The sequence below is a fragment of the Sphingomonas sp. IC081 genome (assembly GCF_006874585.1).
Taxonomy (GTDB): Bacteria; Pseudomonadota; Alphaproteobacteria; order Sphingomonadales; family Sphingomonadaceae; genus Novosphingobium.
Genome location: NZ_CP029761.1, coordinates 2,054,341 through 2,080,430 on the forward strand (window position 1 = coordinate 2,054,341; position 26,090 = coordinate 2,080,430).

Genomic DNA, 26,090 nt, shown 5'->3' on the forward strand with positions numbered 1-26,090 from the left:
ATGCGTCTCTGCGCGCATTTTCGAGCGCCCGTCAGCTGACCTTGCGGAGCGGCCCCACCTCGGCCGGCTCGAAGCGCGTGCGCGAGGGCGTGAACTGCACGGCACCGTGCGGGTCAAGCTCCAGCGGGGTGCCGAATTCGACCCCCATGTGATCCTCCCGGCACCAGCGCGCCGTGGCGAGAACGACGTTGTCCTCGGCCAGATGAAGCGCAAAGCAGGTATCCACCGGCACGTTCCACAGGCCTTCCACCAGCGCGCCGGTCTGCGAGACGTTGCGGATCGTGGCATGGTAGATATGGCCGCCGTGCTCGAGCACGACCTTGCGCAGCATCGTCTGTCGCGGCGCCCGCGCCGAGCGTGGCCCCGTGGCAACCGCTCCCATCCCGTGTCCGAGGCGGTTGATGACGCCTTCCGCATTGAGCGGCTTCTCGTAGATGTAGCCCTGGATATGGCTGCATCCCAGCAGTCGGACGAGATCGAGTTCGTCGAGCGTCTCGACACCTTCGGCGGTCGTCTCCATGCCCAGCGCTTCGGCCAGGCTGACGATCGAGGCGATGATCGCGCCGTTGCGGCTGCCCTCGATGGTGGCGCCGCGCACGAAGCTCTGGTCGATCTTGATCTTGTCGAACGGCGCCTTCTTCAGATAGCCGAGCGAGGAATAGCCGGTCCCGAAATCGTCGAGCGCCAGCCGCACGCCCACGCCCTTGAGCGCGGCGAACATGTCCTCGGTGGACTTGTCCTCGCCCAGGAACACGCTTTCGGTGATCTCCAGTTCCAGCCGCGAGGACGAGATGCCGGCGTCGGCGATCGCCCGCTTGACGATCTTGGGCAGATCCGGGTTCGAAAACTGCAACGGCGAGACGTTGACCGCGACCCGCACCTCACCCGGCCAGCCCGCCATGTCGCGGCAGGCGCGGCGCAGCGCCCATTCGCCGATCTCGGCGACCAGCCCGGTCTCCTCGGCCACCGGCACGAACTTGGCCGGGGACAGATAGCCGTGGCGCGGATGCTTCCAGCGCAGCAAGGCCTCGAAGCCGGTGATGCGCTCGGTGGTGGTGTGCACTTGTGGCTGGTAGTGCAGTTCCAGCGCGCCCGCCGCGATGGCGTCGCGCAGATCCTGCTCCAGTTGCTGGCGCTCCTTGGCATCGGAATGCAGGTCGTCGTCGTAGAAGTAATAGCGTCCGCGCCCGCCACCCTTGGCCGCATAGAGGGCAAGATCCGCGTTGCGCACGATTTCCTCGGCAGTGACGCCGTGATCGGGACAGAGCGAGATGCCCACCGAAGCTCCGATGGTCACCCGCACGCCGTCGATCGTGTAGGACTGCGACAGGTTCTCGATCACCCGGCGCGCAAGATGGGCAAGGCCTTCGTGCTGGTGATGGCCGGGCAGCAGGACCTGGAACTCGTCACCGCCGAGACGCCCCACGCGCCCCATCGCCCCCACGGAATGGGTCAGCCGCTCGGCAACCTGCTTGAGCAGTTCGTCGCCGGCCGGGTGCCCCATGGTGTCGTTGACTTGCTTGAAACGGTCGAGATCGAGCAGGAACAGCGCGCAGGCCCGGCTTTCGAGGCGCGGCGAGGTGAGGATCTTCTCCAGCCATTCCGCCATCTGGAAACGGTTGGCCAGCCCGGTCAGCGAATCGAAACGCGCCAGTTGGGTTACGTGCTGCTGCGACTTGCGGGATTCGGTAAGGTCGGTACCCGAGCCGCGAAAACCCAGGAAATTGTGGAACTGGTCGAGCACCGGACGGCCCGAGATCGACCACCAGCGCTCTTCCTCCTCCGCCGTCGCGGCGCGCACGGTAAGGTCCTGGAACGAAGAGCGGGTGGCAAGATGGAAAGCCAGCGTACGTTCGCTTTCCTGGCCGCCGATCTCGAGATGGAAGAGGCTGTTGAACGGCCGCCCCACCACTTCGGACTGGGCCGCCCCCAGCAGCCCCGCGATCGGCGCCGAAACGTATGTGATGGCACCGCGCCGGTCAGTCTCCCAGAACCAGCCCTGCCCGGTTTCCTCATATTCGCCGAGCAGTTCCTCGGCCCGGTGCTGACGCATCTCCTGCTCGCCCCGGCGCACCGATTCGGCGGCGGCCAGGCGCACCTGCCGCATCGCGACGACAAGGCCGGTGCCGCTGCCGCACGCCAACAGGACAAGCGATTCGATCCACGCACTTGCCATCGAGGCACCGCACCAGAGCGCCACCGTCGCCGCCACCGTGGCGGTCAGCCGACCTTCGAGCAGCACCGTGGCGAGCAGGACCAGCAACACCAGTCCCTGCACCGTCAAGGCACCATCGAGCGCCGGGGCCCAGGTGCCGATGGCATGGCCGAACAGTACCATCGGCACCGCGATCGCCAGGAGCATGATCGGATAGCGCAGCCAGCTCGCCGGATCGCAGCGCTCCTCGAATCGGGAGAGCCAAGGTGCGGCGAGGCAACCGATAGCCGCCAGCAGCACCAGTGCGGTGACCAGCAGGCCGGGCGCCTGGGCGGACACCGCGCCGATCACCGCCATGACGCCGATCATCGCCGGAGCCATCAGCTCCCAGCGGCGCGGCACAAAATAGAACAGAGGATCGCTGGCCCCGCCCATGGGGCGCAGGAAGGCAAAGTTATCAGCAAAACCACGCGGACGGGCGGCCGTGCCCCCGGAATCCCGATCGCCGAAACTCCTTTCGGGCGCGGCCGTTTCGGGATCGCAATGGGGCTCACGGGGGCTGCCGACACGCGCACGCTCGGTTGCGCCCGCGCCCGGCACACCCTTGCGAACGGTATGCCGTTGCCGCCTGGAACCCATATCCACCATGCGTCCGCTATGGACTGCCGGCCATTTCAAAAGGGTTAACCCCCGCATGGTCCCTTACCGCAGAAACACTGAATTTGCTGGGGCCGACAAACCCTAACAACACCACTCTCCAAACGCCGAACACGACGGACCGACACCGTTTTTGCTTGCCGAACGGGCTGCCGCATGTTTGCCTGAGACATGACGGGGTTCACGCCCGGTGCACCCCATCGAGGGAGAGCAAGTCCATGCGACATATCGCAATCGTGGGATCGGGTCCGGCCGGCTACTACACGGCGGAAGCGGCGCTCAGGCAGTGGCGCGACGATGTGCGGGTCGACATCTTCGATGCCATGCCGGTACCCTTCGGACTGATCCGCAACGGCGTCGCCCCCGACCACCAGTCGATCAAGGGCGTCTCCCGCCGCTATGAGGCCACCGCGCTCACCGACAACGTACGCTTTGTCGGCAACGTGATGATCGGCCGCGACGTCACCATCGGCGAACTCCAGGACCTCTACGATGCCGTCGTACTGGCCACCGGCGCGCCGGGCGACCGCAAGCTCGGCGTGCCGGGCGACGGCCTCGCCAACGTTTTCGGGTCCGCCGCCTTTGTCGGCTGGTACAACGGCCATCCCAACTTCTCCTCGCTGGCACCCGACCTTTCCGGTGGAACCGCCGTGGTGATCGGCAACGGCAATGTCGCACTCGACGTCGCGCGAATCCTTGCCAAGTCGCAGACGGAGTTCGAGGGGTCCGACATCGTCACCCATGCACTTGAAACACTAACGGCATCGCGGGTGCGCCGAATCGTCATCCTCGGTCGGCGCGGACCACATCAGATCACCATGACGGCCAAGGAACTGGGTGAGATCGCCCACCTCTCGCGCGCGTGCCCGCATGTCGATGCCGCCGACCTGCCGCCCGAACGTGCCGATGCCGCACTCGAGGCCGGACAACGCAAGGCGGTCGGCCATCTGCGCGCCTTTAGCAAGATACCCGAACCCGGCACCGCCCCCTGCACAGAGCGCGAGGTCGAGATCGACTTCGACTTCTTTGCCGCTCCCCGCGCCATCCTTGGCGAAGGCAAAGTCGAGGCGGTCGAGGTCGAGCGTACGCGGCTGGAAGATGGCAAGGCCATCGGCACCGGCGAAACCTACCGCATCCCCGCAGGCCTCGTGGTCTCCTGCATCGGCTACCAGACCTCGCCGATCCCCGACGTGCCCTACGACCACGACCTCGGCCGCTTCGCCAACACAGAGGGACGGATCGCGCCGGGCCTCTACTGCGTGGGATGGGCGCGGCGCGGCCCCACCGGGACCATCGGCACCAACCGCCCGGACGGCTTCGCCATCGCCGAAAAGATCGCCGCCGACCTCACCGGCGATTCCGGGAAGCCCGGCCGTCCCGGTTTCGACGCCCTCGCCGCCCGGCGCGGGATAGACTACGTCAAATTCGCGGACTGGCTGAAGATCGACGAAGCCGAGATCGCCAATGCACGAACCGGCTCTCCGCGCGAAAAGTTCGTGGAAGTCGAACGCATGATCGAGGCTGCCGGAAAACAGTAACGCGGCCCTGCCGCACCGAACTGCCGACTCTGGACAACTATTATGCCTTGCAGCGCAAGCACGGCCTGCGCGTCTTCGCGATCACCACCGAAGGCTCGCTTCCGGCCTACCGCCTCAAGACCCTGTTCAACACCATGGCGATCCCGGCCGTGAAGCGCATCAAAGGCCCCTACGGACCGCTCACCGGCGTACCCACCAATTTCATCATCGATCGCGCCGGCAAGGTTCGCTATGCCAAGGCCGGCGCATTCGACCTCGACGACCTTAACGCCGTGCTGGTGCCGCCGCTCAACGAACCAGCGCCGAACTGACGCAGTCTCAACTCCAAAAATTATTACATCTTCATGACAGTTTCGGAAAATAAATTTCTCTAATTATTCTAGTTTATTAGAAGTTTTAGCCTAGGCACCCGCTCGTTTCAGATTAGGCACCGGAAGATAAACACCACGTCCGGGCCTGCAAGGAATTCGGGTGCTTTGATGTCCTCCTTCAAACCGGCGATAGGCCGGCTCTTCGCGTCGCTGGAAACGCGCCTGGTCGGCGCGCTCGCACTCATCGTCGTGGCCAGCGTGCTTCTGCAGGTGGTGACCCAGCGCGAGGCCTTCGGACTGCGACACGATGGTGACGCGCTTGTCCACGCCTCGGCGATTGCCGAAAACGCCGACCAGTTTGCCGAAGCGGTCGGCAAGCTGCGCATGGCCACCAACCGCGGCCTTGCCGCCAACGACGATACCGGCAACGAACTGACAGATGCTGCCATGGCCATCGGCGACCGGTTGGGCAAGCTGCGCAACAGCGGCATGGCACTCTACGATCTGCCGGAAGCGGCCGATCCATTTGCCGATCTCGATCGCCATGTCGCCGCGATCATGCAGGTCCAATCGGGCACCAACAATGGGGGGGCGCTCGTCGCCCGCATCGAATCGCGCAACGACGCGATGGCCACACTGGCCAAGCGTATCGTCGAGCGGGCCCACGCCGACCGCGAGGCCGCGCAGCAGCGCCTCGTCTCATCGGCCGCACGCTGGCAATTGCTGGTGCTCTGCGCCGGCCTGGTGACGATCCTGATCGTTTCGCTGGTGCTGCTCGACATGCTCCGCAACATCCTTCCCGCGATCCGGCGCATGCACCGATCCCTGCAAGCCCTTGCGGACGGCGACCTCGACATCGCCATCGGTTCGTTCCGCCTCAAGGAATTGCAGGACCTTTCCGGCCCGCTGGAAACCTTCCGGCGCAATGCCAAGGCCGTGAAGAACCTTGCCTTCAGCGACCCAGCAACCGGCCTGCCCAATCGCCGCGCCTTCCAGGAAGACGTTGCCTGGCTGTTCAGTGCCGCGCCGCACCGCCGTTTCGCCTGCATGGTCGTCGATATCGACCGCTTCAAGCATATCAACGATGACTACGGCCACGCCGCCGGTGACGATCTGGTTCGCCTGATCGGCGCGCGCCTCAAGGCAGCACTGGGCGAGACCGGCATCGTTGCACGCGTGGGCGGCGACGAGTTTGCCATCTGCATCGAGCCGGAGGACGACGAAACCGCCTATTCGCTCGCCGCGCGCCTCACAGGCGCGATGCGCACACCCTTCAGTCTCGGCGAATATTCAGTGGCAATCACGGTTTCGATTGGTGTTGCCGAAGCGGGAGGCGACACCCCCACGGTCGATATCGACGAACTGCTCCGTCAGGCGGACATGGCGCTTTATGTTTCCAAGAAAAGCGGCCGCAACGCAGCCACCTGCTTCGCCCCGCAAATGGCCGAGGAGCGCGCCGTCGACCGGGCGCTGGAAAAGGATCTCGAAGGCGCCTTCGAACAGGGCCAGTTGCGCATGGTGTACCAGCCGATCCACGCCGTAGCCGGCACGGCGGGCGGCGGCGAAGTGGAGGCACTGGTGCGCTGGCACCACCCGGATCTGGGCGAAGTGCCGCCCTCGACCTTCATTCCCGCCGCCGAACGCAGCGGACAGATGGTGCGCCTGGGCGAATGGATCATCCGGCGTGCGCTGGCCGACTTCGCCCACTGGCCAGGCATGACGATGAGCCTGAACCTCTCGCCGCTGCAACTCCAGCATGACGGTTTCAGTGCTTTCCTGCTCGATGCCTGCAGCCGCCATGGCATCGCCCCGCAGCGACTGTTCCTCGAAGTCACCGAATCACTCTCGATCGAACGAAACACACGTGCGCTGCTGACGCTGAACCTCTTGCGCAACCTCGGCTTCCGCATCGCGCTCGACGATTTCGGCACCGGCTATTCGTCGCTCTCGATGGTCAAGAGCTTCAAGTTCGACCGCATGAAGCTGGATCGTAGCCTCGTCATGGATCTCGGCCAAGACCCGGCCTCGATGGCCGTGCTGGAAGCAGCCGTGACCATGGCCCGCCATGTCGGCGCCGAAGTGGTGGCCGAAGGGATCAGCGAGGAGCACCTGATCGACGCCACCCTCGACGCCGGCTGCACCCACCTCCAGGGCTACTACTACAGCAAGCCGATCGAGGCAGACGACGTTCCGGCCTATTTCGCGCAGCCGGGTGATGGGCGCAGCGCGGTCGCCTGACCCCGCGCCGACGCGAACAATCCCCCCGAACAAAAAAGGGCCGAGACTTACGTCCCGGCCCTTTTTTTCGTGTGCGGTTCAGCGAAGTCAGACGCGCATCGGCATCAGCACGTAGAGCGCCGGACTCTTGTCGTCCTGACGGATCAGCGTCGGGGCGCCGGCATCGGCAAGGTGCAGTTCGACCGTGTCGCCGTCGATCTGACCGAGGATGTCCTTGAGATAATTGGCATTGAAGCCGATCTCGAAGCCATCGGCCGAATAGTCCGCGGGAACTTCTTCCGCAGCCGTACCGTTGTCGGGCGAAGTGACCGACAGTGTCACGCGGTCCTGCTCCAGCGCCATCTTGACGGCGCGGGTCTTCTCGGTGGCGATGGTCGCCACGCGGTCGACGCCTTCGAAGAAGCTCTTGGGATCGATGCGCAACAGCTTGTCGTTACCGGTCGGGATCACCCGGGTATAGTCCGGGAACGTGCCGTCGATCAGCTTGCTGGTCAGCACCACACCGTGCTCGCCGCCCAGCGTGAAGCGCACCTTGCTGGCAGAGAGATCCACCAGAACGTTGGTGTCCAGCGCTTCTTCCAGAAGCTTGCGCAGTTCGCCCACGCACTTACGCGGCACGATCACGTCGGGCATGCCCTGTGCACCGTCGGGACGGGGCAGCGTAAAGCGGGCCAGGCGGTGACCGTCGGTCGCGGCGGCCTTCAGTTCCTCGTCGGTGACGTGGAGGAAAATGCCGTTGAGGTAGTAGCGCGTTTCCTCGGTCGAGATCGCGAAACGCGTACGATCGATCAGCTGGCCCAGCACGGCGGCGGGGATCTCGAAGCTGGTCGGCAGCTCGCCCTCGGCGATGACCGGGAAATCGTCGCGCGGCAGCGTTGGCAACTGGAAGCGGCTGCGACCGGCCTTCACGACCATGCGGTTGTCGGCGGCATCAAGGCTGACCTGACTGCCATCGGGCAGCTTGCGCGCGATGTCGAACAGGAGGTGCGCCGAAACGGTGATGGCGCCGGCCTGCTCGACCGAAACCGCGCCGAGGGTTTCGACGACCTGCAAGTCGAGGTCAGTCGCCATGATGCGCAGGGAGCCGGTGCCCGATGCCTCGATCAGCACGTTCGAGAGGATGGGAATGGTGTTGCGCCGCTCGACGACGGACTGCACGTGACTAAGGCAGCGCAGGAGCGTGGAACGTTCGATGGTGGCCTTCATGTCAGCCTCAGGTCCCCCTTAGGTCGGGCTTGGGACGCCCGGATGACACGGACAATCCCGAATTTCAGGACGAATATCTCTAACGAACGTAAGGCTTGCGGCAAGCGAGTAATGGCCTGGAACCGGCGAATCTGGGGATAAATCGGGGGTTTCTCGCGCGATTTCCGCTCGTTCGCCCGCCTTGCCGCACGAAGAAGGCCCGATATCGCCTTCGCAGCACCTTCCGCTTGCCCTGAGCGTCAGTGCAGAGCATGCTGCATTGCACCTCCAATCCCCCGAAATCGTGGGAGGCTAACGACTTGTCTTACGGTCTGCGCATTGAACGCAAGGATGAGAGCGGCGAAATCAAGCCGATAACCCTGCCCGAATGGAGGCAGGCAGTCACGGGCATGGACGGTGTCAGACTGGCCGAGGGCGACGCCAATGCACTCAATCCGGTCACGCAGGAATGGGTGGTGATGCCCAATCGCGGCGGCGACGTGGAAGTGTGGCGTGACGGCTATGACGGCTGGCTGCGGGCACTCTGGTGGTCGCCCAACGGCACCATCAGCTTCAGCGCGCCGGATCCCGAGCCGGACGGACACTCGATCCTCGCCGTCGCGCGGGACATCGCCGGAAAGCTGGGCGCCAGGATCGTCGACGCCGACGGCGCCGTTCGCGACTAGGGCCTGAGCATCTTCCCGAGACAGATCGATTGCGGCCGATCCGCATAACGGCCGTAAGGCGCGATTTCGCTGTAGCCATGCCGTTCGTAAAACGAGACCGCACGCGCGTTCACCCGCCGGGTGGAAAGTGACGCTGCCCGGTAGCCATTGGCAAGCGCCGCCGCTTCGAGATGGGCGAGGATCGCCCCGCCGCAACCCTGCTCGGCATACATGCGCTTGATTTCGGCCACATCGCCTTCAAGCGGCCGATAGGCACCGCAGCCGATCACCGCGCCCTGCCCCACCCGCGCGATGACGAACAGCGCGCGGGGGACGAGAACATCCGTCGGATCGAACGACGACGTACCACCGTCGCCGGTGAGGGTGACGAGCGCCCCGGAGAGGCGCTCTATCACTGAGGCGGCATCGGGACCGCGCGGATCGCAGGCTTCGACCTTCACGATCCCCACGGCACCCGACATGGCCTCAGATCATCACCATGCCGCCGTTGACGTGGATCGTCTGGCCGGTGACGTAGCCCGCTTCCTTCGAGGCCAGGAACACGGCGGCGGCGGCGATATCCTCGCCCTCGCCCATGCGGCCCATCGGGATGCGGCCGTTCAGCGCGTCCTTCTGCGCATCGGGCAGCACGTCGGTCATCGCCGTGCGGATGAAGCCCGGCGCGATGCAGTTCACGGTGACGTTACGGCTGGCGAGTTCCTGCGCGAGGCTCTTCGACATGGCAGTGATGCCGCCCTTCGCCGCGCAGTAGTTCATCTGCCCGGGGTTGCCGGTGGTGCCGACGACCGAGGTGACGTTGATGATGCGGCCGAAGCGCGCCTTCATCATCGGCTTGGTCACGGCGCGCATCAGGCGGAAGGTCGATTCGAGGTTGATCTTGATGACCTGATCCCACTCCTCGTCCTTCATGCGCATGGCGAGGTTGTCGCGGGTGATACCGGCGTTGTTGATCAGGATGTCGATCTTGCCCAGCGATTCGAGCGCGGCGGGAACCAGCTTCTCCACCTGATCGGCATCGCCCAGGTTGCAGGCGATGGCGACGTGGTCGACGTCCTGCAGATGCTGCGGGGTGTGCTCGTCCAGTTCGTCGCGGAAGGCGCGCAGCTTGTCCGCGTTCGAGCCCGAGATGGCAAGGCGCGCGCCCTGCGCGGCCAGCGCGCGGGCGACGGCGGAGCCGATGCCGCCCGAGGCGCCAGTGACGAGGGCGGTCATTCCATTGAGGTTGAACATCTTTTCAAATCTCCGTGAATCGCCTGCCTGAACGGCGGCGACGGCCCGCTGGACGGGGCCTTTCTTCAAACCTTAGAGGGCTCCGGGTCAAGCCCGGCACGCCGATCAGGGCCCCGATCAGAGGCCCTTTGCCAGTTCCTCGATCTCGGCCATGGTCACGGCGGAGATCACCTCCACCTCACCGGCCGAACGCTTGATCATCGGGCCGAGCACCTTGCCGCCCAGTTCGACGAACGTCTCGACGCCCGCCTCGCGCATGGCGATCGCGCTTTCGCGCCAGCGGACGCGGCCGGTGACCTGCTCGACCAGCAGGCGCTGGACTTCGGCGGGATCGGTAACGACCGAGGCGGTGACATTGGCGAACAGCGGCACGTGCAGGCTGCCCGGAGGGGTCTTGGCGAGCGCCTCCGCCATGGCATCGGCGGCGGGCTGCATCAGCGGGCAGTGGAACGGGGCCGAGACCGGCAGCAGCACGCCGCGCTTGATCCCGTGGTCCTTCACCAGCGCGACGGCACGCTCGATGGCATCCTTGTGGCCGGAGATCACGACCTGCGTGGGGTCGTTGTCGTTGGCGACGGTGCAGACCTGACCTTCGGCTGCAGCCTCGGCCAGCGCGGCGGCCTTCTCGATATCGGCGCCGAGCAGCGCCGCCATGGCGCCAAGGCCGACCGGAACGGCCGCCTGCATCGACTGGCCGCGCAGCTTCAGCAGGCGTGCGGTGTCGGCAAGGCTGAAGGCACCGGCGGCGCAAAGCGCGGTATATTCACCCAGCGAGTGACCGGCGACGAAGTCCGCCTTGTCGGCGAGCGAGATGCCGCCTTCCTTCTCCAGCACGCGCAGGACGGCGATGGCATTGGCCATGATCGCCGGCTGGGCGTTTTCGGTAAGGGTCAACTCCTCTTCGGGGCCCTGCGTCATCACGCGGAAGAGGTTCTGGCCGAGCGCCTCGTCCACTTCCTGGAAGACCTCACGCGCGACGGCGCTGGCTTCGGCGAGTTCGGCGCCCATGCCGACCTTCTGGCTGCCCTGTCCGGGAAAAACGAATGCACGCATCTTGGCGGCTCCTTTTGTCCGGCGCGCTTGCAACTGCGCCCTGCCGGTTTGTGAATCTCTGTATGTGGCGCGGCGCGTTATTGACCTTGAGGCCGCTCGGCAAGTCCGAAGGGAACAATCCGGTTCATCGCGTCATGTCCGATGTCTGCGCTACCTAGATAGGGGATCGAGTGATGCGCGCACCAGTGGCGGGCGATTTCCTCAGCCTCCACACCGAACGGCCGGTCATTCTCGGGTACGTCGCTGACCCTGCCAAGACGCAGGCCAGCCACGCCCCCAAGGTGCGCGGTGAGGTGGAAAAACAGCCGGTCCACCGCATAAAGGTACTCCGACACCTCCTCGACCAGCACGACATGCTTGGCCAGCCCCGGCATCAGCGGGGTGCCGCAGAGCATCGCCAGCGTCATCAGGTTGAAGGCCACGCGCGGGTGATCGTCGCCCGAGGGTTCGACGCCCGAGGCATCGCCGGTCATCCAGCGCAGCGCGCGGCGCACCGCTTCCGCGCCGCCCTCACGCCGGATGTCGGCCAGCATCGGACCATGCACGGGCTTGCCGATGCGCGCACGATAGAGGCCGCCCAGCAGATAGCCAGCGTCGGAATAGCCCAGAAAAGTCTTCGCCTGCGCATCGTGCGTGAACTTGCCGATAGCCGCTTCCGCCACCCGGCACGCACCATAGCCCCCGCGCGCGAACCACACCGCATCCACCGAGGGATCGTTCGCGCATTCCACCAGCGCCGCGATCCGCCGCGCGTCGCTGCCAGCGAAATGGCCTTCCACTTCGAAGCACTGGTCGTGGATCACAAGCTCCACATCGGGGAACTCGGCAGTGGCCAGGAGGGCGACGGCCTCCGCATCCTCGCGGGTGATCGGGGTGGACGGTGCACAAACTGCGATACGGGTCATGTCTCCTTCCTATCGAGGTTGTCAGGACGAACAAGGCCGCATACCGAAGCGTCATGACTTCCGATCACGATCTCACTTCACACCCCTGGTTCTTCTGCGGCATCGGCGGATCGGGCATGCTGCCGCTCGCACTGATCCTGAAGGGACATGGCGCGCAGGTCGCGGGGTCGGACCGCAGCCGCGATCAGGGCCGCACGCCCGAGAAGTTCGCCTGGCTGGAAAGTCTTGGCTTCGAACTACACCCGCAGGACGGCAGCGGCATCACCGGCACCGAGCAGACACTGGTTGCCTCGGCCGCCGTGGAAGACACGGTGCCGGAAGTGGTGCGCGCAAAAGAGTTCGGCTGCCCGCGCATGAGCCGTGCGCAGCTTCTTGCCACTCTATTCAACGCCGCCCCTTTCGGAATTGCCATCGGCGGCACTTCGGGCAAATCGACCGTCACCGGCATGACCGGCTGGATCATGACCCATGCAGGCCGTGATCCCACGATCATGAACGGCGCGGTGATGAAGAACTTCGCCAGCCCCGATGCGCCTTTCGCCAGCGCCCGTGTCGGTCAGGGCGAGGTCTTCGTGTCGGAAGTGGACGAGAGCGATGGCTCCATCGCGCTCTATCGCCCCAAGGTGGCGGTGCTGGGCAACGTCAGCCTCGACCACAAGAGCCTTGAGGAACTGCGCCAGCTTTTCGGCGATTTCCTTGGCCGCGCGGACGTGTCCGCGATCAATCTGGACGATGCGGAGACCGCCGCCCTCGCCCCGCACGCCAGCGCGCTGGTGACCTTCGGCATTGCCTCGGCGGATGCGCAGATCGGTGCGAGCGATGTGGCCGAAGGGCCGACTTCGCTGACCGCCACGGTACTGGATCGCCGCGACGGGACTTCGCATGCGCTGGCGCTGAAAGTGCCGGGTCGCCACAACCTCTACAACGCCCTGGCAGCAATCGCCGCGGCCAATGCCGCCGGGGTTTCGGTGGCCGAGGCGGTCGAGGCGCTGGGCTGCTTCGTCGGGCTGGCGCGCCGGTTCGACATCGTCGGCACCTCGCCCTCCGGCGTGACGGTGATCGACGATTTCGGCCACAACCCGGACAAGGTTTCGGCCACGCTGGCCACACTCAAGGCCCATCCCGGCCGGGTGATCGCGTTCTTTCAGCCGCATGGTTACGGCCCGCTCAAGCAGATGGGCCAAGAACTGGCTGAGGTGCTGGCCAGCAAGCTGGGGCCGGACGACATGACGATCCTGTGCGATCCGGTCTATTTCGGCGGCACGGTTGACCGTTCCGAGGGCAGCGAACGGATCGTGCGCCTGATCGAGGAGGACGGCGGGAAAGCCGAACACGTGCCCTCGCGCGCGGACTGTGCGGAGCGCATCGTCCAGATCGCCCGGCCAGGAGACCGTATCGTGGTGATGGGTGCGCGCGACGACACGCTGACGGTCTTCGCGAAGGACCTGCTTGCGCGCCTGCCGTGAACTGACCGCCAAGCTCCGCACAAGTCCCGATCCAGCCCGAACCCGCGGTTAGCAACCGCCGGGTTACCAATCGTGCCGCAACCAACGATCGGGAGCGGTCATGTCACTACCTGCGTCGAATTCTCCGGTCTGGGCGCGCCTGGCCAGTGGAGGGCTGTCGCGCATTCAGACGAGCCACCTTGGCACCCAGATGCTGATCAAGCGGCTGGAACTCAGCAAGGATCCACCCGCCACCAAAGCCACCGAGATCTACAGCTATTTCCAGAAGTGGGAGCGTTCGCTTGCAAATGAAGTCGCCCAGCTCGCTCGTCTGTGACGGAACGACCGTCAACGGCCTGATGCCTCTCGATACCGTCGCCGACATGATCCGCGCCGGTGCCCGCCTCAGCCTTGCCGGCCGCAAGGCCGCGCTCGACGCCCTACCGCAAGGCAACTGGATCGGAGGCACGTCTCCTTACTTCATGACAGAGTCCGGCGGCCGGGTGATTTCCGACAAGGAAGTCTTCGTCACTGATCTCGCCGCGATCGGCGATGTCTCGATCGGCACTTACAGCGCCCACGAACTCGCCTGCATCTCGGGCGAGGCACCGGACCAGGGATTTGCCCTCGCCGTCATCCCCGCCGGATCGAGTTGCCATACCGAATTCGCGAAGAACGCAGCCTCGTATCCGATGGCGTTCATGCGCCCGACGATCGGCTGGATTGCGGGCTTCGACCTGGCCGAGCCCGGCGCTCAGGCCTTCGTCTACGATGGGCGCACCGGCAAGGCGCTCAGCGACGCGGTTGCCGTTGCCCATGTCACCTTCACCGACGATACCGACGCCTTGCTCGAGATCGTCAATATCTTCGGGCCGGACGGCGGCGACGTCATCCATTTCGAGGAAACCGGCTTCACGCCCGAATGGTGCCAGGTGAACGGACAGCGCAAACGCTTCTGCGACTACGTGGTCGAACGCGGCCGCGAGGGCGGCGACCTTCCACTGGTCGGCGACTTCGGAGGCGCAAAAGTGAACGCCTCGCTCAAGTCCGTCGACACGGCAAAAGGGCGTGTCGAACTCTACGCCCCGGTCTTTCCGGGCGTCGACTATGCCTTTGCCGGTCCGGTCGGCGACTATGCCCAGGCATTCCGTCAGGCTCTGGCGACACGCGCCACCGACGACGCGCTGTGGTCATGCAACTGCATTCTCAATTTTCTGTTCGGAAAACTGGAGGGGGTCGCCATCGGAGGCGCCGCAGGTCCGGTTACCTTCGGCGAAATTGCCTATCAGTTACTCAACCAGACGATGGTTCTGGTCCGCAAGGCCTGAGCGCCTTGCCGGGAGCCACACGGTAAAGCAAATATAGCACCGGCCCGCAGGTCCTGCGGGCCGGAACGCTGTGCCCGAGCGCTTCCAGATCAGTGCGAAGGCGCTCCGCGCAGCTTGCCTATGGCATGCACCAGCACCGCGATCACCGTGCCCAGCACCAGGCCCACAACGGCCGAAGCAAACGCGTAGCCGATCCATCCCACAACGCTGCCCAGCGGTCCGGTCAGCGCGGCAAGCCAATGCTCGAAACCATGCGCCAGATGCGCCGGGGCGGGAACGCCGAGTTCTTCCAAACCGTGCAGGATGATGCCGCCGCCAACCCACAGCATCGCCAGCGTCCCCACCGAGGCCAGCACCGTCAGCACCTTGGGCATGCCGTTAACCAGCATGCGCCCAAAGGCCTGCGTGCCCTTGCCCTGCTTCTTCGCGAGGTGCAGGCCGATGTCATCCATCTTCACGATCAGGGCCACCGCCCCGTAGACGCCGACGGTTATCAGGATACCGACCAGCGCCAGCGCCACCGCTCGGGTGAGCAAACCGCTGTCGGCGACTTGCGAGAGGGCGATAGCCATGATCTCGGCCGAGAGGATCAAGTCGGTACGGATCGCGCCGGAAACGCGGGCCTGCTCGAAGACAGCCACGTCGCTCACCGGGTCTTCCAGCGTTGCGCCGTGGTGGGCGCCCCCCAACTTCTCGATCACCTTCTCGGCGCCCTCAAAGGCCAGGTAGCTGCCGCCCAGCATCAGGATCGGCGTGATCAGCCAGGGCAGGAACGCGCTCAGCACCAGCGCGATCGGCAGCAGGATGACCAGCTTGTTGAACAGGCTGCCCTTGGTGATCTTCCAGATGATCGGCAGTTCGCGCTCAGGCGTAAAGTCGGTGACATAGCCGGGCGTCACCGCGGCATCGTCGATCACCACGCCGGCAGCCTTGCTACCGGCCTTGGCGACCCCCATGCCGACATCATCGAGCGAAGCGGCTGCGGCACGCGCGATCACCGCAACGTCATCAAGCAGGGCGACGAGGCCGGAAGGCATCGGAAATACTATCCTTTGATCATGGAAACGAATGGCCCATGCCATGCGGGGGAATTTTTCGGCGATCAAGCAATTCCCGCAAAATCCTCATGAACAAAGGAACTTGTAGCGGTTCCCCGGCTGGATTTCCGGTCACTGCGACCAGCCTTCAAGCCCCTCCCCTTAATGCCCCGGCATGCCAACCGTTCTGAGCCCTGTCCGGAGGATGCCACGATCGGAACCCTCCAAATTATTGAAACTGGGGAATTATCATGGCTGTCATCAACACCAACATCAGCGCCATCCGCGCCTCGAACGCCTCCATTGCCGCCAACAAGACGCTTGGCATTGCCATGGAACGCCTTTCCACCGGCAAGCGCATCAACTCCGCCAAGGACGATGCGGCAGGTCTCGCCATCTCCACCTCGATGAGCTCGCAGATCCGCGGCATGAGCCAGGGCATCCGCAACGCCAACGACGGCATTTCGCTCGCCCAGACCGCCGATGGCGCTCTCGACGAAGTCTCCAACATGCTGCAGCGGGTTCGCGAACTGGCGATCCAGTCGGCTTCCGGCACCTATCAGAACGCCGACCGCGATGCGATGCAGCAGGAAGTCACCGCGCTGACCGACCAGATCGACGCCATACTCACCAACACCACCTTCAACGGCAACGCACTGTTCTCGACCACGTCGGGATCGGACGTCAGCTTCGACATCCAGACCGGTGCGAACTCCGGTGAAAAGGTCACGCTGACCTCGATCGCCATTGACGGCACCAACATCGATGCCACCGCGCTCGACGTATCGACCAGCACCGCCGCCTCGACTACGCTCGACAACGTCGACGACGCCCTGGTCGAAGTGAATGCCTGCCGCGCCTCGCTCGGCGCAGGACAGAACCGGCTGGAATCGGCGGTGAACAACCTTACCAGCAACGTCACCAACCTGTCCGACGCCCGCTCGCGGATCGAAGACGCCGACTACTCGTACGAAACGACGCAAATGGCGAAGGCACAGATCCTTTCGCAAGCGTCGACGGCGATGATCGCCCAAGCCAATCAGGCCCAGCAGAATGTCCTGACCCTGCTGCGCTGAACCATCCCCAGCGAGGCCTCACGAGGTCCCGAAAGCACCCGGCGGGCGCCATGCCCGCCGGGTCAATTTCATGCCGGGCCGCTCAGAACTCGACGTCGAGTTCCTCGATGTCCTCGGGTTCCTCAACCGCCGCAGCGAGCCATTCCGCCATCGGCGCCCAGGCCGTAATGGCCTGGCAATAGGCCCGGATCTTCTCGTTCATCGGCACGGCATAGCTGAGAAAACGCCGGGTGACCGGCGCATACATGGCATCGGCCACCGTCGGCCGGGTGCCGAACAGGTAAGGTCCGCCATAAGTATCGAGGCATTCCGTCCAGATCGCCTCGATCCGCTCGATGTCCGGCCGCGCGCCCGAAAAGATCGGAAAGCTCTCATGCGTGACCTTGAGGTTCATCGGCAGCGCGGAGCGCAAGTTCGTGAAGCCGGAGTGGATTTCCCCCGAAACCGACCGGCAGTGCGCCCGCGCGATGGGATCGGCAGGCAACATTCCCGCCTCAGGGAACTTCTCGTTGAGATATTCGGCAATGGCCAGCGTATCCCAGACACTGGCGCCGTCGTGATCGAGCCGCGGCACCAGCACCGAAGGCGACAGCAATAGCAGTTCCCGCCGGTTCGCCGCATCGTTGACGACGGCCTGTTCCTCGACGTCGAGCCCGGCCAGACGACACAGCAGCCATCCCCGCAGCGACCAGGCCGAGTAAGTCTTGCTCGAAATCGTCAGCCTGGCTCCGCCCGCCTTCGACTTGTCCACCGCCGACTCGCTCACTGCCGTCTCCGCATTAAGTGTGCTTTTGCTTGCATCAGCTTATGATGCAGCGCAGCATGAATCCAGCGCCGAATGAGCCGCTCCGGCGAATCGCGCATCGGATTGCCGCAGGGAACAGATCGCGCATGCTCTACCAGGCGTACCAGGCTTATTCGGACCTGCTGGAACTACCGCGCTGGGCCGCTCGCAAGACCGTGGCCATGCGGGACGATTATTTTGGCGGCGCCCACGAAATGCCCTGGATGCGCCGCTTCTTCGCGCTTGCCGAAACGTTCGAGAAAGCCACGATCACACACAAGCGCCCGGCTTACGGCATCACCTCGGTGATGACCGGAAACCGCGAGGTCCCGGTGCGCGAGGAAATCGTGGTCGACATGCCTTTCGGCAATCTTCTGCACTTCGCGAAAGACGATGTTGCAGTGCCGCAACCCAAGATGCTGGTCGTGGCGCCCTTGTCCGGTCACTACTCGACCTTGCTGCGCGACACCGTATTCACGCTGCTGCGCGATCACGACGTCTACATCACCGACTGGAAGAACGCCCGCGACATTCCGCTCAGCGCCGGAGATTTCGGGTTTGACGATTTCATCGACTACGTGATCCATTTCCTGCAGGATCTCGGCGATCCGGCGGAACGGCGCGGCGCCCACGTGCTTGCGGTCTGCCAGCCCTGCGTGCCGGTGCTGGCGGCCGTGGCGCTGATGGCGCAGGACGACGATCCCTGCCAGCCACGCTCCATGACACTCATGGGCGGCCCGATCGACACCCGTGAAAGCCCGACGACCGTCAACGAACTGGCGACCGAGCATCCCTTCGCCTGGTTCGAGAACCAGATGATTCACGAAGTGCCGTGGCGCCACAAGGGCGGCGGCCGCAAGGTCTACCCCGGCTTCATCCAGCTCACCGCCTTCATGTCGATGAACATGGGCCGCCACTTCGGCCAGTTCCGCAAGCTCTACCAATCGCTTGCGGACGACCGGAAGGCCGATGCCGAAAAGATCGAGACGTTCTACGAGGAATATCTCGCCGTGCTCGACCTCACCGCCGAATTCTATCTCGAAACCATCGACAAAGTGTTCCAGCGCGCGCTGCTGGCCAAGGGCGAGCTCGAACACCGGGGCCGCAAGGTGGACTGCGGCGCGATCCGCAAGACCGCGCTGCTCACCGTCGAGGGCGAACGCGACGATATCTGCGCCGTCGGCCAGACGGCCGCAGCCCACTTCCTCTGCTCCAGCCTGCGCCCGCACCTGAAACGCCACCATCTGCAACCCGGTGTCGGCCATTACGGGCTGTTCGCCGGATCACGCTGGGAAAACCAGGTCTATCCGCAAGTCCACAACCTGGTCCTCGCGGTGAACTGAACGCTATCCTTCCGGAAACTCCTCGTGCCCCAGGTTCGGCCAGAGGAAGTTCGTGCAAGTCATCATCACGCTGAACTCCAGCGAACGCACCTGATGCCACCAGCCGATCGGGATGTAGAGCATGTCCCCCGGCTCCAACGTCACGTCATAGCTCGCCACCTGCTGCGCCAGTGGATAGGCAGCAAGGCGCGCAGGATCGTCGAGGTCGTGCACCGCGCTGAACACGTGACGGTGGTTGTACAGCAGCCGTGTCTGTGACGGCGGCACCATGCGCACATGCTTGCGCCCGGTGATCTGGATCAGCAGGTTGTTGGTCAGATCGAAGTGAAGCGGCGTGAACGTGCCGGCCGGCCCGACCCAGAGCATTCCGGGCTCTGGGGTCAGATAGGCCGAGACCGGCGCCACATCGGCCATCAGCGGCGCAAAGGCCGAGGCATTGGTCGCGCTGTTATACGCCGTGATGTAGGCATCGTTGCCCGCGCCATCGGCGACCATCGCGATGAAGGCATCGAATGCCATGCGCCGCTTGTGGCGATCCTTGGCGAGTTCGAAGTCCTCCGCGCCTTCCCGCCCGCCCTGATACTCGACCTGCGCGCTGCCGACCTTGCGGACGAGATAGTCCGGCGTCCAACTGGCCAAAGCCGGCCAGTCGGCTATCGCCCCCTCGATCACCACCGGACGCGCCGGGGCGTAGAAATGGTCGAGGAAGGCCTGCCCAGGCAGATCGCGGCAACGCATCAGCGCGCTCGCCTGCATGGATAGACCGCGCTGGCGCTCCTGCACCTGCAGGATCCAGTCCCGGCGCGCCGCCGTCACCGCGTCGGGCAGGCCAACAGGCGGCGCGGACGCACGTGGCCCGCCGGTGTAAGGGCGCGGTGCATCAAGCCCTCCCAGGCCCATGGCTCGCAGCGCCGCATCCAGTTTTTCGTTCCCACCTGCCACACTCATGCTCCCAAGGCTCCGAATGGCCGGATTAAAAGACCTGTCACCTTGCAGAGCGCTATTGCACCGCGATGGCAATGGCTTAACACTCTTGGCATTCGAACCGGGGGAATTCAGGTGTATCTGGGCAAAGTCTCGCGGGCCGCACTGGCCTGCGCCATCGTCATGTCTGTTCCGCATCCGGCTTTCGCCGGCGAGACGATCCTTTACCAACCCTCGCCAGCGTGGGTGAAGATCGCCGCGCTTCCCCCTGTCACGGGCGCTTCGCCCGCCACCGACGCGCCGCCGTTCTCCGTGTTCGATTCGCAGCAGAAGGTCGAGGGCGGGCAGGTCTGGCGCTATCTCGACACCGCCATGCGGATCACCTCGGCGGAAATGCTGGCCCAGTTCTCGACCGTGGGCGCACAGTGGTCTCCCGATCAGGGCGATCTCATCATCCACGAGATTGCCATCATCCGCGACGGCGAGACGATCGACCTCGTCAAGGGCGGCATGAAGCTGGACGTTCTGCGGCGCGAGGAAATGCTGGAACAGCGCCAGCTCAACGGCGTGCTGAGCGCAACAGCGGCGATTCAGGGCCTGCGCGTGGGGGATACCTTCCGCCTGCGCTATTCGATCACCCAGCACGACAAGGTGCTGGGCGAAAGGGTGCAGAGCGTCGTCGGCCTGCCCGCGCGGCCGCTGCGGATCGGCTCGGCCCGCCTGCGTGCGATCTGGCCGGTTGCCGAAAATGCAAAGTGGCAGGTGCTGGCCAAGGACGTTTCCGCCACCCCGGTGCGCCGGGGCGACACGATGGAACTCGAACTGCCCCTGCCGCTCGCCAAGCAGCCGGAAATGCCCGCTGACGCGCCCGCCCGCTTCCGCCCGCTGACCGTGTTCGAATTCTCCACCTTCAAGGACTGGGCCGACGTTTCGCGCACTTTCGCCCCGCTCTACGCGGCCAGGGGCCTGATCGCGGACGGCACCCCGCTCGCGGCAGAGGCAGACCGCATCGCCGCCGCTTCCACCGATCCGCTCACCCGCACGCAAGCTGCGCTGCAACTGGTGCAGGACAAGGTGCGCTATCTCGCCGTGTCGATGAACGGCGGCAACTATACGCCGCAGAAGCCAGAGGAAACCTGGCAACTGCGGTATGGCGACTGCAAGGCCAAGACCCTGTTGCTGCTGGCCCTGCTGGACCGGCTGGGAATCGAAGCCGAAGCGGTCACCGCCAATGCCAGCGGCGGTGCCTTCGACCTGCCGCGCCACCTCCCCAGCGCCGCCGTGTTCGACCATGTGCTGGTCCGCGCAAAATTGGCCGGACAGAACCTCTGGCTCGACGGCACCGGCATCGGCGCGCGGATCGAGGACATCCATGACACGCCCGACCTCGGCTACGTCCTGCCGCTGCGCAGCGGCGGCGCCGAACCGGAACTGATCGAGACACACGCCAACGCCCGCCCGACGCTGGAAATGGCCATCGATTACGACGAAAGCACCAGCCTCGACCTGCCGGCAGTGATCACCGCCAGAATCACCATGCACGGGCCGAGCGCACTCGGCACCGGCCTTGCGGTCAATACACTCGACGCCGAGCAACGCGACGAGATGGTGCGCGGACAACTCACGAACCTGCTCGGTGAAGGTCTGTACACCGACGTCGCTATCGAAACCTCGACCGAGACGGCCACCACCGTACTGAAAGGCCGCGGCATCCTCACCACGGGATGGAGCCCGCGCGACCGCTTGATGCAGCGCCGGGTGCGAAGCCTGCTTGGGAACTTCGCTTTTGCGCCGGACCGCGCCCGCGCCGAGTGGCGCGAGATCCCGGTCGCCACGCAGCAACCGTTCAGCGTCGTCTACCACGTGACGGTCAAGCTGCCCGACGCCGGCAAGGGGTACACGCTGGAAGGCACGCCGAGTTTCGACACCTCCGTCGGCGGGGCGCACTTCGCGGGCAAGGCCAGTCTTGCCGGCGGTGTGTTCACTTATGACGAGCGGCAGGACGCCACCGGCATGGAAGTGCCTGCCGCCCGCATCAGTGCCGACCGCGCCCTGCTTGCCAAGGCACAGGCGCAGATACCGCAAGTGCTCGCCCCCGCCGAAGCCACGCGCCGATGGGATCTTTCAAGCGCCGCCAGCAGCTCCACGCAAATGGCCGGGATCAACGCCGTTTTCGCCAAGACCATGGCCGTCAAGGAACCCGAAGCGCAGCCGTGGCTCGCCAGGGCCAGCCTGAGGCGCGGCATCGGTGACTACAAGGGCGCCCGCGACGACCTGACCCGCGCGATCACGCTTTCCGACGACGCCGATTCCTACTTCGACCGCGCCCGCACCAACCGGGCCCTTGGCGACCGGGTCGCGGCGATGGCCGATGCCCGCAAGGCACAAGAACTCGATCCTTCCTCGGATCCGGCAGCCGATCTCGTCGCAACCCTGCTGATCGAGGACGGCAAGACCGACGACGCCCGCAGCCTGCTGGATGAAAAGATCGCGCTCGGCGGCGACGGGAAGCGTTTCTGGGAAATGGCCAAGGTCGAGAAGATCGGCCTTTACGCCGATCCGACCGAAGCGCTGTCGATGCTCGACACACTCATGACCCAGCGACCCCAGAGCCCGGACCTGCTCAACCTCGCCTGCTGGATCAGAGGCATGCGCGGGATCGACGTGGAAGCCGCCGTGCGCCAGTGCTCAAGCGCGGTGGAACTTGCAGCCAGTCCGACAGGCCCGCTCGACAGCCGCGCCGTCGTATGGTTCCGCCTCGGCCGCTTTGACGATGCCCTCCACGATCTCGACGCGGTCATTCGTGAAGCGCCTACTCAGGCAGAAAGCCGCTACATGCGCGGCGTTGTCCTTGCTCACCTCGGCCGCGCCTCGGAAAGCAAGAGCGAGATCGCCCTCGCCCGCCGCCTCGACCCGGGGGTCGACGCCCTCTACACGAAGCTCGGCATCAAGCCCTGACGGATACAATGATCCAGTTCATGCTTGCAATTGCGGCACGCCGGGCATAAGGGCGCGCCTTCCGTCTTCACGCAAGTAAGCCGGAAAGGACGAAAGCCGGAGGGGCCCCGCAATCCCGCGGACAAGCCAGCGATCGGTTAGATTGAGAAAAGGAAGCTGCCGTGGCTCTTTATGAGCACGTGTTCCTGGCACGCCAGGACCTCAGCCAGGCGCAAGTCGACGCGCTTGCCGCCGCCGCCACCGAGATCGTCGAGTCGAACCAGGGCAAGGTCACCAAGACCGAGACCTGGGGCCTCAAGAATCTCGCGTACAAGATCAAGCGCAACCGCAAGGCGCACTTCGTGATGCTGAACATCGAAGCTTCGGGCGACGTCGTCGCCGAGCTCGAGCGTCAGACCCAGATCAACGAAGACATCATCCGCTATGTGACCATTCGCGTCGACGAGCACGAAGCTGGTCCGTCGGTCATGATGCGCAAGACCGACCGCGAGCGTAGCCGCCGTCGCGAACGTGAAGGGAACTGATTTCCATGGCACGTGCATTCTTCCGTCGCCGCAAGTCGTGCCCCTTCTCGGGCAAGAACGCCCCGGTCATCGACTACAAGGACGTCCGTCTGCTCCAGGGCTTCATGTCCGAGCGTGGCAAGATCGTTCCGAGCCGCATCACCGCGGTTTCCGCAAAGAAGCAGCGTGAGCTGAGCCAGGCAATCAAGCGCGCCCGGCACATCGGCCTCCTGCCCTTCATCGTCAAGTAAGGGGGACGAACCTCATGGATATCATCCTCCTCGAACGCGTCGAGAAGCTCGGCAACATCGGTGACGTCGTTTCCGTCAAGGACGGTTTCGCACGCAACTACCTGCTGCCGAACAAGAAGGCGCTGCGCGCCAACGAAAAGAACAAGCAGGTCTTCGAAGCCAACCGCGCGAAGATCGAAGCTGACAACGCCGAGCGTCGCTCGTCGGCCGAAGCCCAGTCGGGCAACGTCGAAGGCAAGCAGGTCGTCCTGATCCGCGCCTCGTCGAACTCGGGCCAGCTTTACGGTTCGGTTTCGGTTCGCGACATCGTCGACGCCCTCAACGAACAGGGCGCTGGCGTTGCCAAGAACATGATCGTGCTCGAACGCCCGATCAAGACCATCGGCGTGTTCGACGTTCGCGTGAACCTGCACCCCGAAGTCGCCGTCACCGTCAAGGTGAACGTGGCGCGCTCGGCTGACGAAGCCGACCTGCAGTCGCAGGGCGTCGACGTCATGGCCGCGATGTTCGAACAGGACGTCTCGGGCTTCACCGAAGCTTACGACCCGAATGCCGAACCCGGCGAAATCGCGATTGAAGAAGCTGAAGTGGAAGGCGAAGAGGAAGCCTGAGCTTCCCCTTCCGCTTGACCAAAGCGTTTCGGAAAAGCCCTCGCTCCCCTGTGGAGCGAGGGCTTTTCTCTTGCCCGCACGCTCGATGATGACCAACACCCGGAGCGACTGGCGCCAGGGATATGCCAAGGACGCCCGGCTCCGCGCGGCCTTGTCGAGGTCCATGCCGCCGAGCTTTCACTGGCTGAAGCGGCCTGCATGGGCATGCTGGTGGAACGCGCCTTATCGACGCCGACCGTGTCGTCCCCGCGCCCTCCGTTTCCTGCAGATGGACGAAGCCCGGCCTGGCAATGGCAAGACGTTCTCTTAACTCGCCCGCGAACGTGCGCTGTGACTATTGCACTGCAACACGAATCGCGTAAGTGTGGGAGATGGAAACGATAGAAAGCACCGTCGCGGAACTGGTCCGCGTCTACGAAACCGCCGTCACCACCCTGAAGGCCGACATTGCCGCCTTTGTCGAGCACGGCACCCTTCCCCCGCCCGAACGCCGAGAGACGCACGCATGGTGCTATCCGGAACTGCGCATCACCTACAAAGGTGTCGAGCGCGGCTCGCTTTACAGCCGCTCGTTCGGCCGCCTGAACGACGCAGGCACTTACGTCACCACGATCACCCGCCCGCGCCTCTTCGCGGATTACCTCAACGAACAGCTCGGCCTGCTCCACGAGGATTACGAGGTCGAGATCGAGGTCAGCCGCTCCGCGCAGGAGATTCCCTTCCCCTACGTGCTTGACGGCATCGGCATGGGTAGCGTGACTCCGCAGGAACTGGCAGCGCACTTCCCGACCACCGAACTCGCCATGATCGGTGACGAAATCGCCGACGGCGTGTTCCTGCAGCCCCAGGACGAACCGCTGCCGCTGGCCCTGTTCGACGGCCTTCGCACCGACTTCAGCCTGGCCCGCCTCCAGCACTACACCGGCACCAGCGTCGAGCACTGCCAGCGCTTCATCCTCTTCACCAACTACCACCGCTACGTGGACGAGTTCGTGGACTGGGCCGGCAAACAGATCGGCACGGACGGGTACACCGCACTTTCCGGCGCCGGGGGCCTCTACCTCGACGCGCCAGTCGACAATGCCCGCGAGCGCCTGTCCGACACCGCATGGCGCCGCCACCAGATGCCCGCCTACCACCTGATCCGTCCGGACAAGTCGGGCATCACCCTGGTCAACATCGGCGTCGGCCCGTCCAACGCCAAGACCATCACCGACCACCTCGCGGTGATCCGTCCGGAAGTCTGGCTGATGATCGGCCACTGCGGCGGGCTGCGCGAAGGCCAGCGCATCGGCGACTACGTGCTCGCCCATGCCTATCTGCGTGACGACCACGTGCTCGATCACGTGCTGCCGCCCGAGATCCCGCTGCCGGCAATTGCCGAAGTGCAGCAGGCCCTCGCCAGTGCAGCCGAAACCGTCAGCGGCGAAGGCGGCGCAAACCTCAAGAAGCGCATGCGCACCGGCACCATCGTCACCACCGACGATCGCAACTGGGAACTGCGCTACACCGAATCCGCGCACCGCTTCAGCCTCAGCCGTGCCATCGGCATCGACATGGAAAGCGCCACGATCAGCGCCCAGGGCTATCGCTTCCGCGTCCCCTACGGCACGCTGCTCTGCGTCTCGGACAAGCCGATCCACGGCGAGTTGAAGCTGCCGGGGCAGGCCAACCGCTTCTACGAGGAGGCGATCGCCAGCCACCTCAAGATCGGCCTTCAGGCCTGTGACCTGCTGCGTGCGGAAGGCGAGCGCCTGCACAGCCGTAAGCTGCGCGCCTTCAACGAACCGCCGTTCCGCTGATCCACTGCGCGCCGCCGGCGCGGCGCATCGACACCTTCCAGAACCGCCACTTTCCCTTGGAAGTGGCGGT

22 protein-coding genes and 1 pseudogene are annotated in these 26,090 nt (G+C 64.8%); 14 read left to right on the forward strand and 9 right to left on the reverse strand.

Translation table 11 applies throughout. The annotated features are described in order from the left end of the window. Positions 1–31: 31 nt before the first annotated feature. Positions 32–2,803, reverse strand: a complete 2,772-nt coding sequence (locus DM450_RS09970; protein WP_260609760.1) for an EAL domain-containing protein — start codon at positions 2,801–2,803, stop codon at positions 32–34. Positions 2,804–3,030: 227 nt separating this feature from the next. Between DM450_RS09970 and DM450_RS09975 the strand changes: the two genes are divergently transcribed. The 3 genes and pseudogenes from DM450_RS09975 (at position 3,031) to DM450_RS09985 (ending at position 6,899) form a co-directional block, all read left to right on the forward strand. Then, positions 3,031–4,350: an FAD-dependent oxidoreductase gene (locus tag DM450_RS09975; protein ID WP_142634459.1), complete on the forward strand. Its 1,320-nt coding sequence runs from the start codon at positions 3,031–3,033 to the stop codon at positions 4,348–4,350. 5 nt (positions 4,351–4,355) lie between these two features. Beyond that, positions 4,356–4,661, forward strand: a pseudogene (locus DM450_RS09980) (TlpA family protein disulfide reductase); the annotation flags it as partial. A 168-nt stretch (positions 4,662–4,829) separates the two neighbouring features. Then, positions 4,830–6,899, forward strand: a complete 2,070-nt coding sequence (locus DM450_RS09985; RefSeq protein ID WP_142634461.1) for a putative bifunctional diguanylate cyclase/phosphodiesterase — start codon at positions 4,830–4,832, stop codon at positions 6,897–6,899. A gap of 87 nt (positions 6,900–6,986) precedes the next feature. On the opposite strand, the gene dnaN is transcribed toward DM450_RS09985, so the two are convergent. After that, positions 6,987–8,105 carry a DNA polymerase III subunit beta gene (gene dnaN / locus DM450_RS09990; protein WP_142634463.1) on the reverse strand — a complete coding sequence of 373 codons (1,119 nt, stop codon included), beginning with the start codon at positions 8,103–8,105 and terminating at the stop codon, positions 6,987–6,989. Positions 8,106–8,494: 389 nt separating this feature from the next. On the opposite strand from dnaN, the gene DM450_RS09995 reads away from it, so the two are divergent. Further along, positions 8,495–8,770, forward strand: a complete 276-nt coding sequence (locus tag DM450_RS09995; protein ID WP_260609762.1) for a hypothetical protein — start codon at positions 8,495–8,497, stop codon at positions 8,768–8,770. Here DM450_RS09995 and DM450_RS10000 read toward each other — a convergent pair. From DM450_RS10000 to DM450_RS10015, 4 genes are all read right to left on the reverse strand, one after another. Next, positions 8,767–9,231, reverse strand: a complete 465-nt coding sequence (locus tag DM450_RS10000; RefSeq protein ID WP_142634467.1) for a GNAT family N-acetyltransferase — start codon at positions 9,229–9,231, stop codon at positions 8,767–8,769. The genes DM450_RS09995 and DM450_RS10000 overlap by 4 nt on opposite strands. A 4-nt stretch (positions 9,232–9,235) precedes the next feature. After that, positions 9,236–10,000, reverse strand: coding sequence for a 3-oxoacyl-[acyl-carrier-protein] reductase (gene fabG, locus DM450_RS10005; protein WP_142634469.1), 765 nt, complete (start codon positions 9,998–10,000; stop codon positions 9,236–9,238). 117 nt (positions 10,001–10,117) lie between these two features. Further along, positions 10,118–11,053: an ACP S-malonyltransferase gene (gene fabD, locus DM450_RS10010; RefSeq protein ID WP_142634471.1), complete on the reverse strand. Its 936-nt coding sequence runs from the start codon at positions 11,051–11,053 to the stop codon at positions 10,118–10,120. 77 nt (positions 11,054–11,130) lie between these two features. Continuing rightward, positions 11,131–11,958, reverse strand: a complete 828-nt coding sequence (locus DM450_RS10015; RefSeq protein ID WP_142634473.1) for an LD-carboxypeptidase — start codon at positions 11,956–11,958, stop codon at positions 11,131–11,133. Positions 11,959–12,011: 53 nt separating this feature from the next. Here DM450_RS10015 and DM450_RS10020 point away from each other — a divergent pair, with 53 nt between their 5' ends. From DM450_RS10020 to DM450_RS10030, 3 genes are all read left to right on the forward strand, one after another. Then, entirely contained in the window at positions 12,012–13,424 is a 1,413-nt protein-coding gene (locus DM450_RS10020) for a glutamate ligase domain-containing protein (protein ID WP_142634475.1), read from the forward strand. A 100-nt stretch (positions 13,425–13,524) separates the two neighbouring features. Beyond that, positions 13,525–13,740, forward strand: coding sequence for a hypothetical protein (locus tag DM450_RS10025; RefSeq protein WP_142634477.1), 216 nt, complete (start codon positions 13,525–13,527; stop codon positions 13,738–13,740). Next, on the forward strand, positions 13,712–14,731 hold the full coding sequence (locus tag DM450_RS10030) for a DUF6976 family protein (protein ID WP_142634479.1): 1,020 nt from the start codon (positions 13,712–13,714) through the stop codon (positions 14,729–14,731). Before DM450_RS10025 ends, DM450_RS10030 begins: the two co-directional genes overlap by 29 nt. Positions 14,732–14,820: 89 nt before the next feature. On the opposite strand, the gene DM450_RS10035 is transcribed toward DM450_RS10030, so the two are convergent. After that, a complete protein-coding gene (locus DM450_RS10035) occupies positions 14,821–15,768 on the reverse strand; it encodes a DUF808 domain-containing protein (protein WP_142634481.1) in 948 nt (315 codons plus the stop codon). A gap of 251 nt (positions 15,769–16,019) precedes the next feature. Between DM450_RS10035 and DM450_RS10040 the strand changes: the two genes are divergently transcribed. After that, positions 16,020–16,844 (forward strand): flagellin, encoded by an 825-nt coding sequence (locus DM450_RS10040; RefSeq protein ID WP_142634483.1) that lies wholly within the window; start codon positions 16,020–16,022, stop codon positions 16,842–16,844. A gap of 82 nt (positions 16,845–16,926) precedes the next feature. Here DM450_RS10040 and DM450_RS10045 read toward each other — a convergent pair whose 3' ends face one another. Then, on the reverse strand, positions 16,927–17,610 hold the full coding sequence (locus DM450_RS10045; protein ID WP_260609764.1) for a glutathione S-transferase: 684 nt from the start codon (positions 17,608–17,610) through the stop codon (positions 16,927–16,929). A gap of 125 nt (positions 17,611–17,735) precedes the next feature. Here DM450_RS10045 and DM450_RS10050 point away from each other — a divergent pair, with 125 nt between their 5' ends. Beyond that, on the forward strand, positions 17,736–18,971 hold the full coding sequence (locus DM450_RS10050) for a polyhydroxyalkanoate depolymerase (protein WP_142634485.1): 1,236 nt from the start codon (positions 17,736–17,738) through the stop codon (positions 18,969–18,971). A gap of 3 nt (positions 18,972–18,974) precedes the next feature. On the opposite strand, the gene DM450_RS10055 is transcribed toward DM450_RS10050, so the two are convergent. Next, a complete protein-coding gene (locus DM450_RS10055) occupies positions 18,975–19,919 on the reverse strand; it encodes a cupin-like domain-containing protein (RefSeq protein WP_142634487.1) in 945 nt (314 codons plus the stop codon). A 111-nt stretch (positions 19,920–20,030) separates the two neighbouring features. Here DM450_RS10055 and DM450_RS10060 point away from each other — a divergent pair, with 111 nt between their 5' ends. From DM450_RS10060 to DM450_RS10080, 5 genes are all read left to right on the forward strand, one after another. Beyond that, the gene (locus DM450_RS10060) at positions 20,031–22,853 is read left to right on the forward strand and encodes a DUF3857 domain-containing protein (protein WP_142634489.1); all 2,823 of its coding nucleotides are present in this window, start codon (positions 20,031–20,033) and stop codon (positions 22,851–22,853) included. A 161-nt stretch (positions 22,854–23,014) separates the two neighbouring features. After that, positions 23,015–23,377: a 30S ribosomal protein S6 gene (rpsF, locus tag DM450_RS10065; protein ID WP_142634491.1), complete on the forward strand. Its 363-nt coding sequence runs from the start codon at positions 23,015–23,017 to the stop codon at positions 23,375–23,377. A gap of 5 nt (positions 23,378–23,382) precedes the next feature. Further along, positions 23,383–23,607, forward strand: coding sequence for a 30S ribosomal protein S18 (rpsR, locus tag DM450_RS10070; protein ID WP_142634493.1), 225 nt, complete (start codon positions 23,383–23,385; stop codon positions 23,605–23,607). Between the two features lie 14 nt (positions 23,608–23,621). Continuing rightward, on the forward strand, positions 23,622–24,218 hold the full coding sequence (gene rplI, locus DM450_RS10075) for a 50S ribosomal protein L9 (protein ID WP_142634495.1): 597 nt from the start codon (positions 23,622–23,624) through the stop codon (positions 24,216–24,218). A gap of 371 nt (positions 24,219–24,589) precedes the next feature. Beyond that, positions 24,590–26,020 carry an AMP nucleosidase gene (locus DM450_RS10080; protein WP_142634497.1) on the forward strand — a complete coding sequence of 477 codons (1,431 nt, stop codon included), beginning with the start codon at positions 24,590–24,592 and terminating at the stop codon, positions 26,018–26,020. Positions 26,021–26,090: the final 70 nt, after the last annotated feature.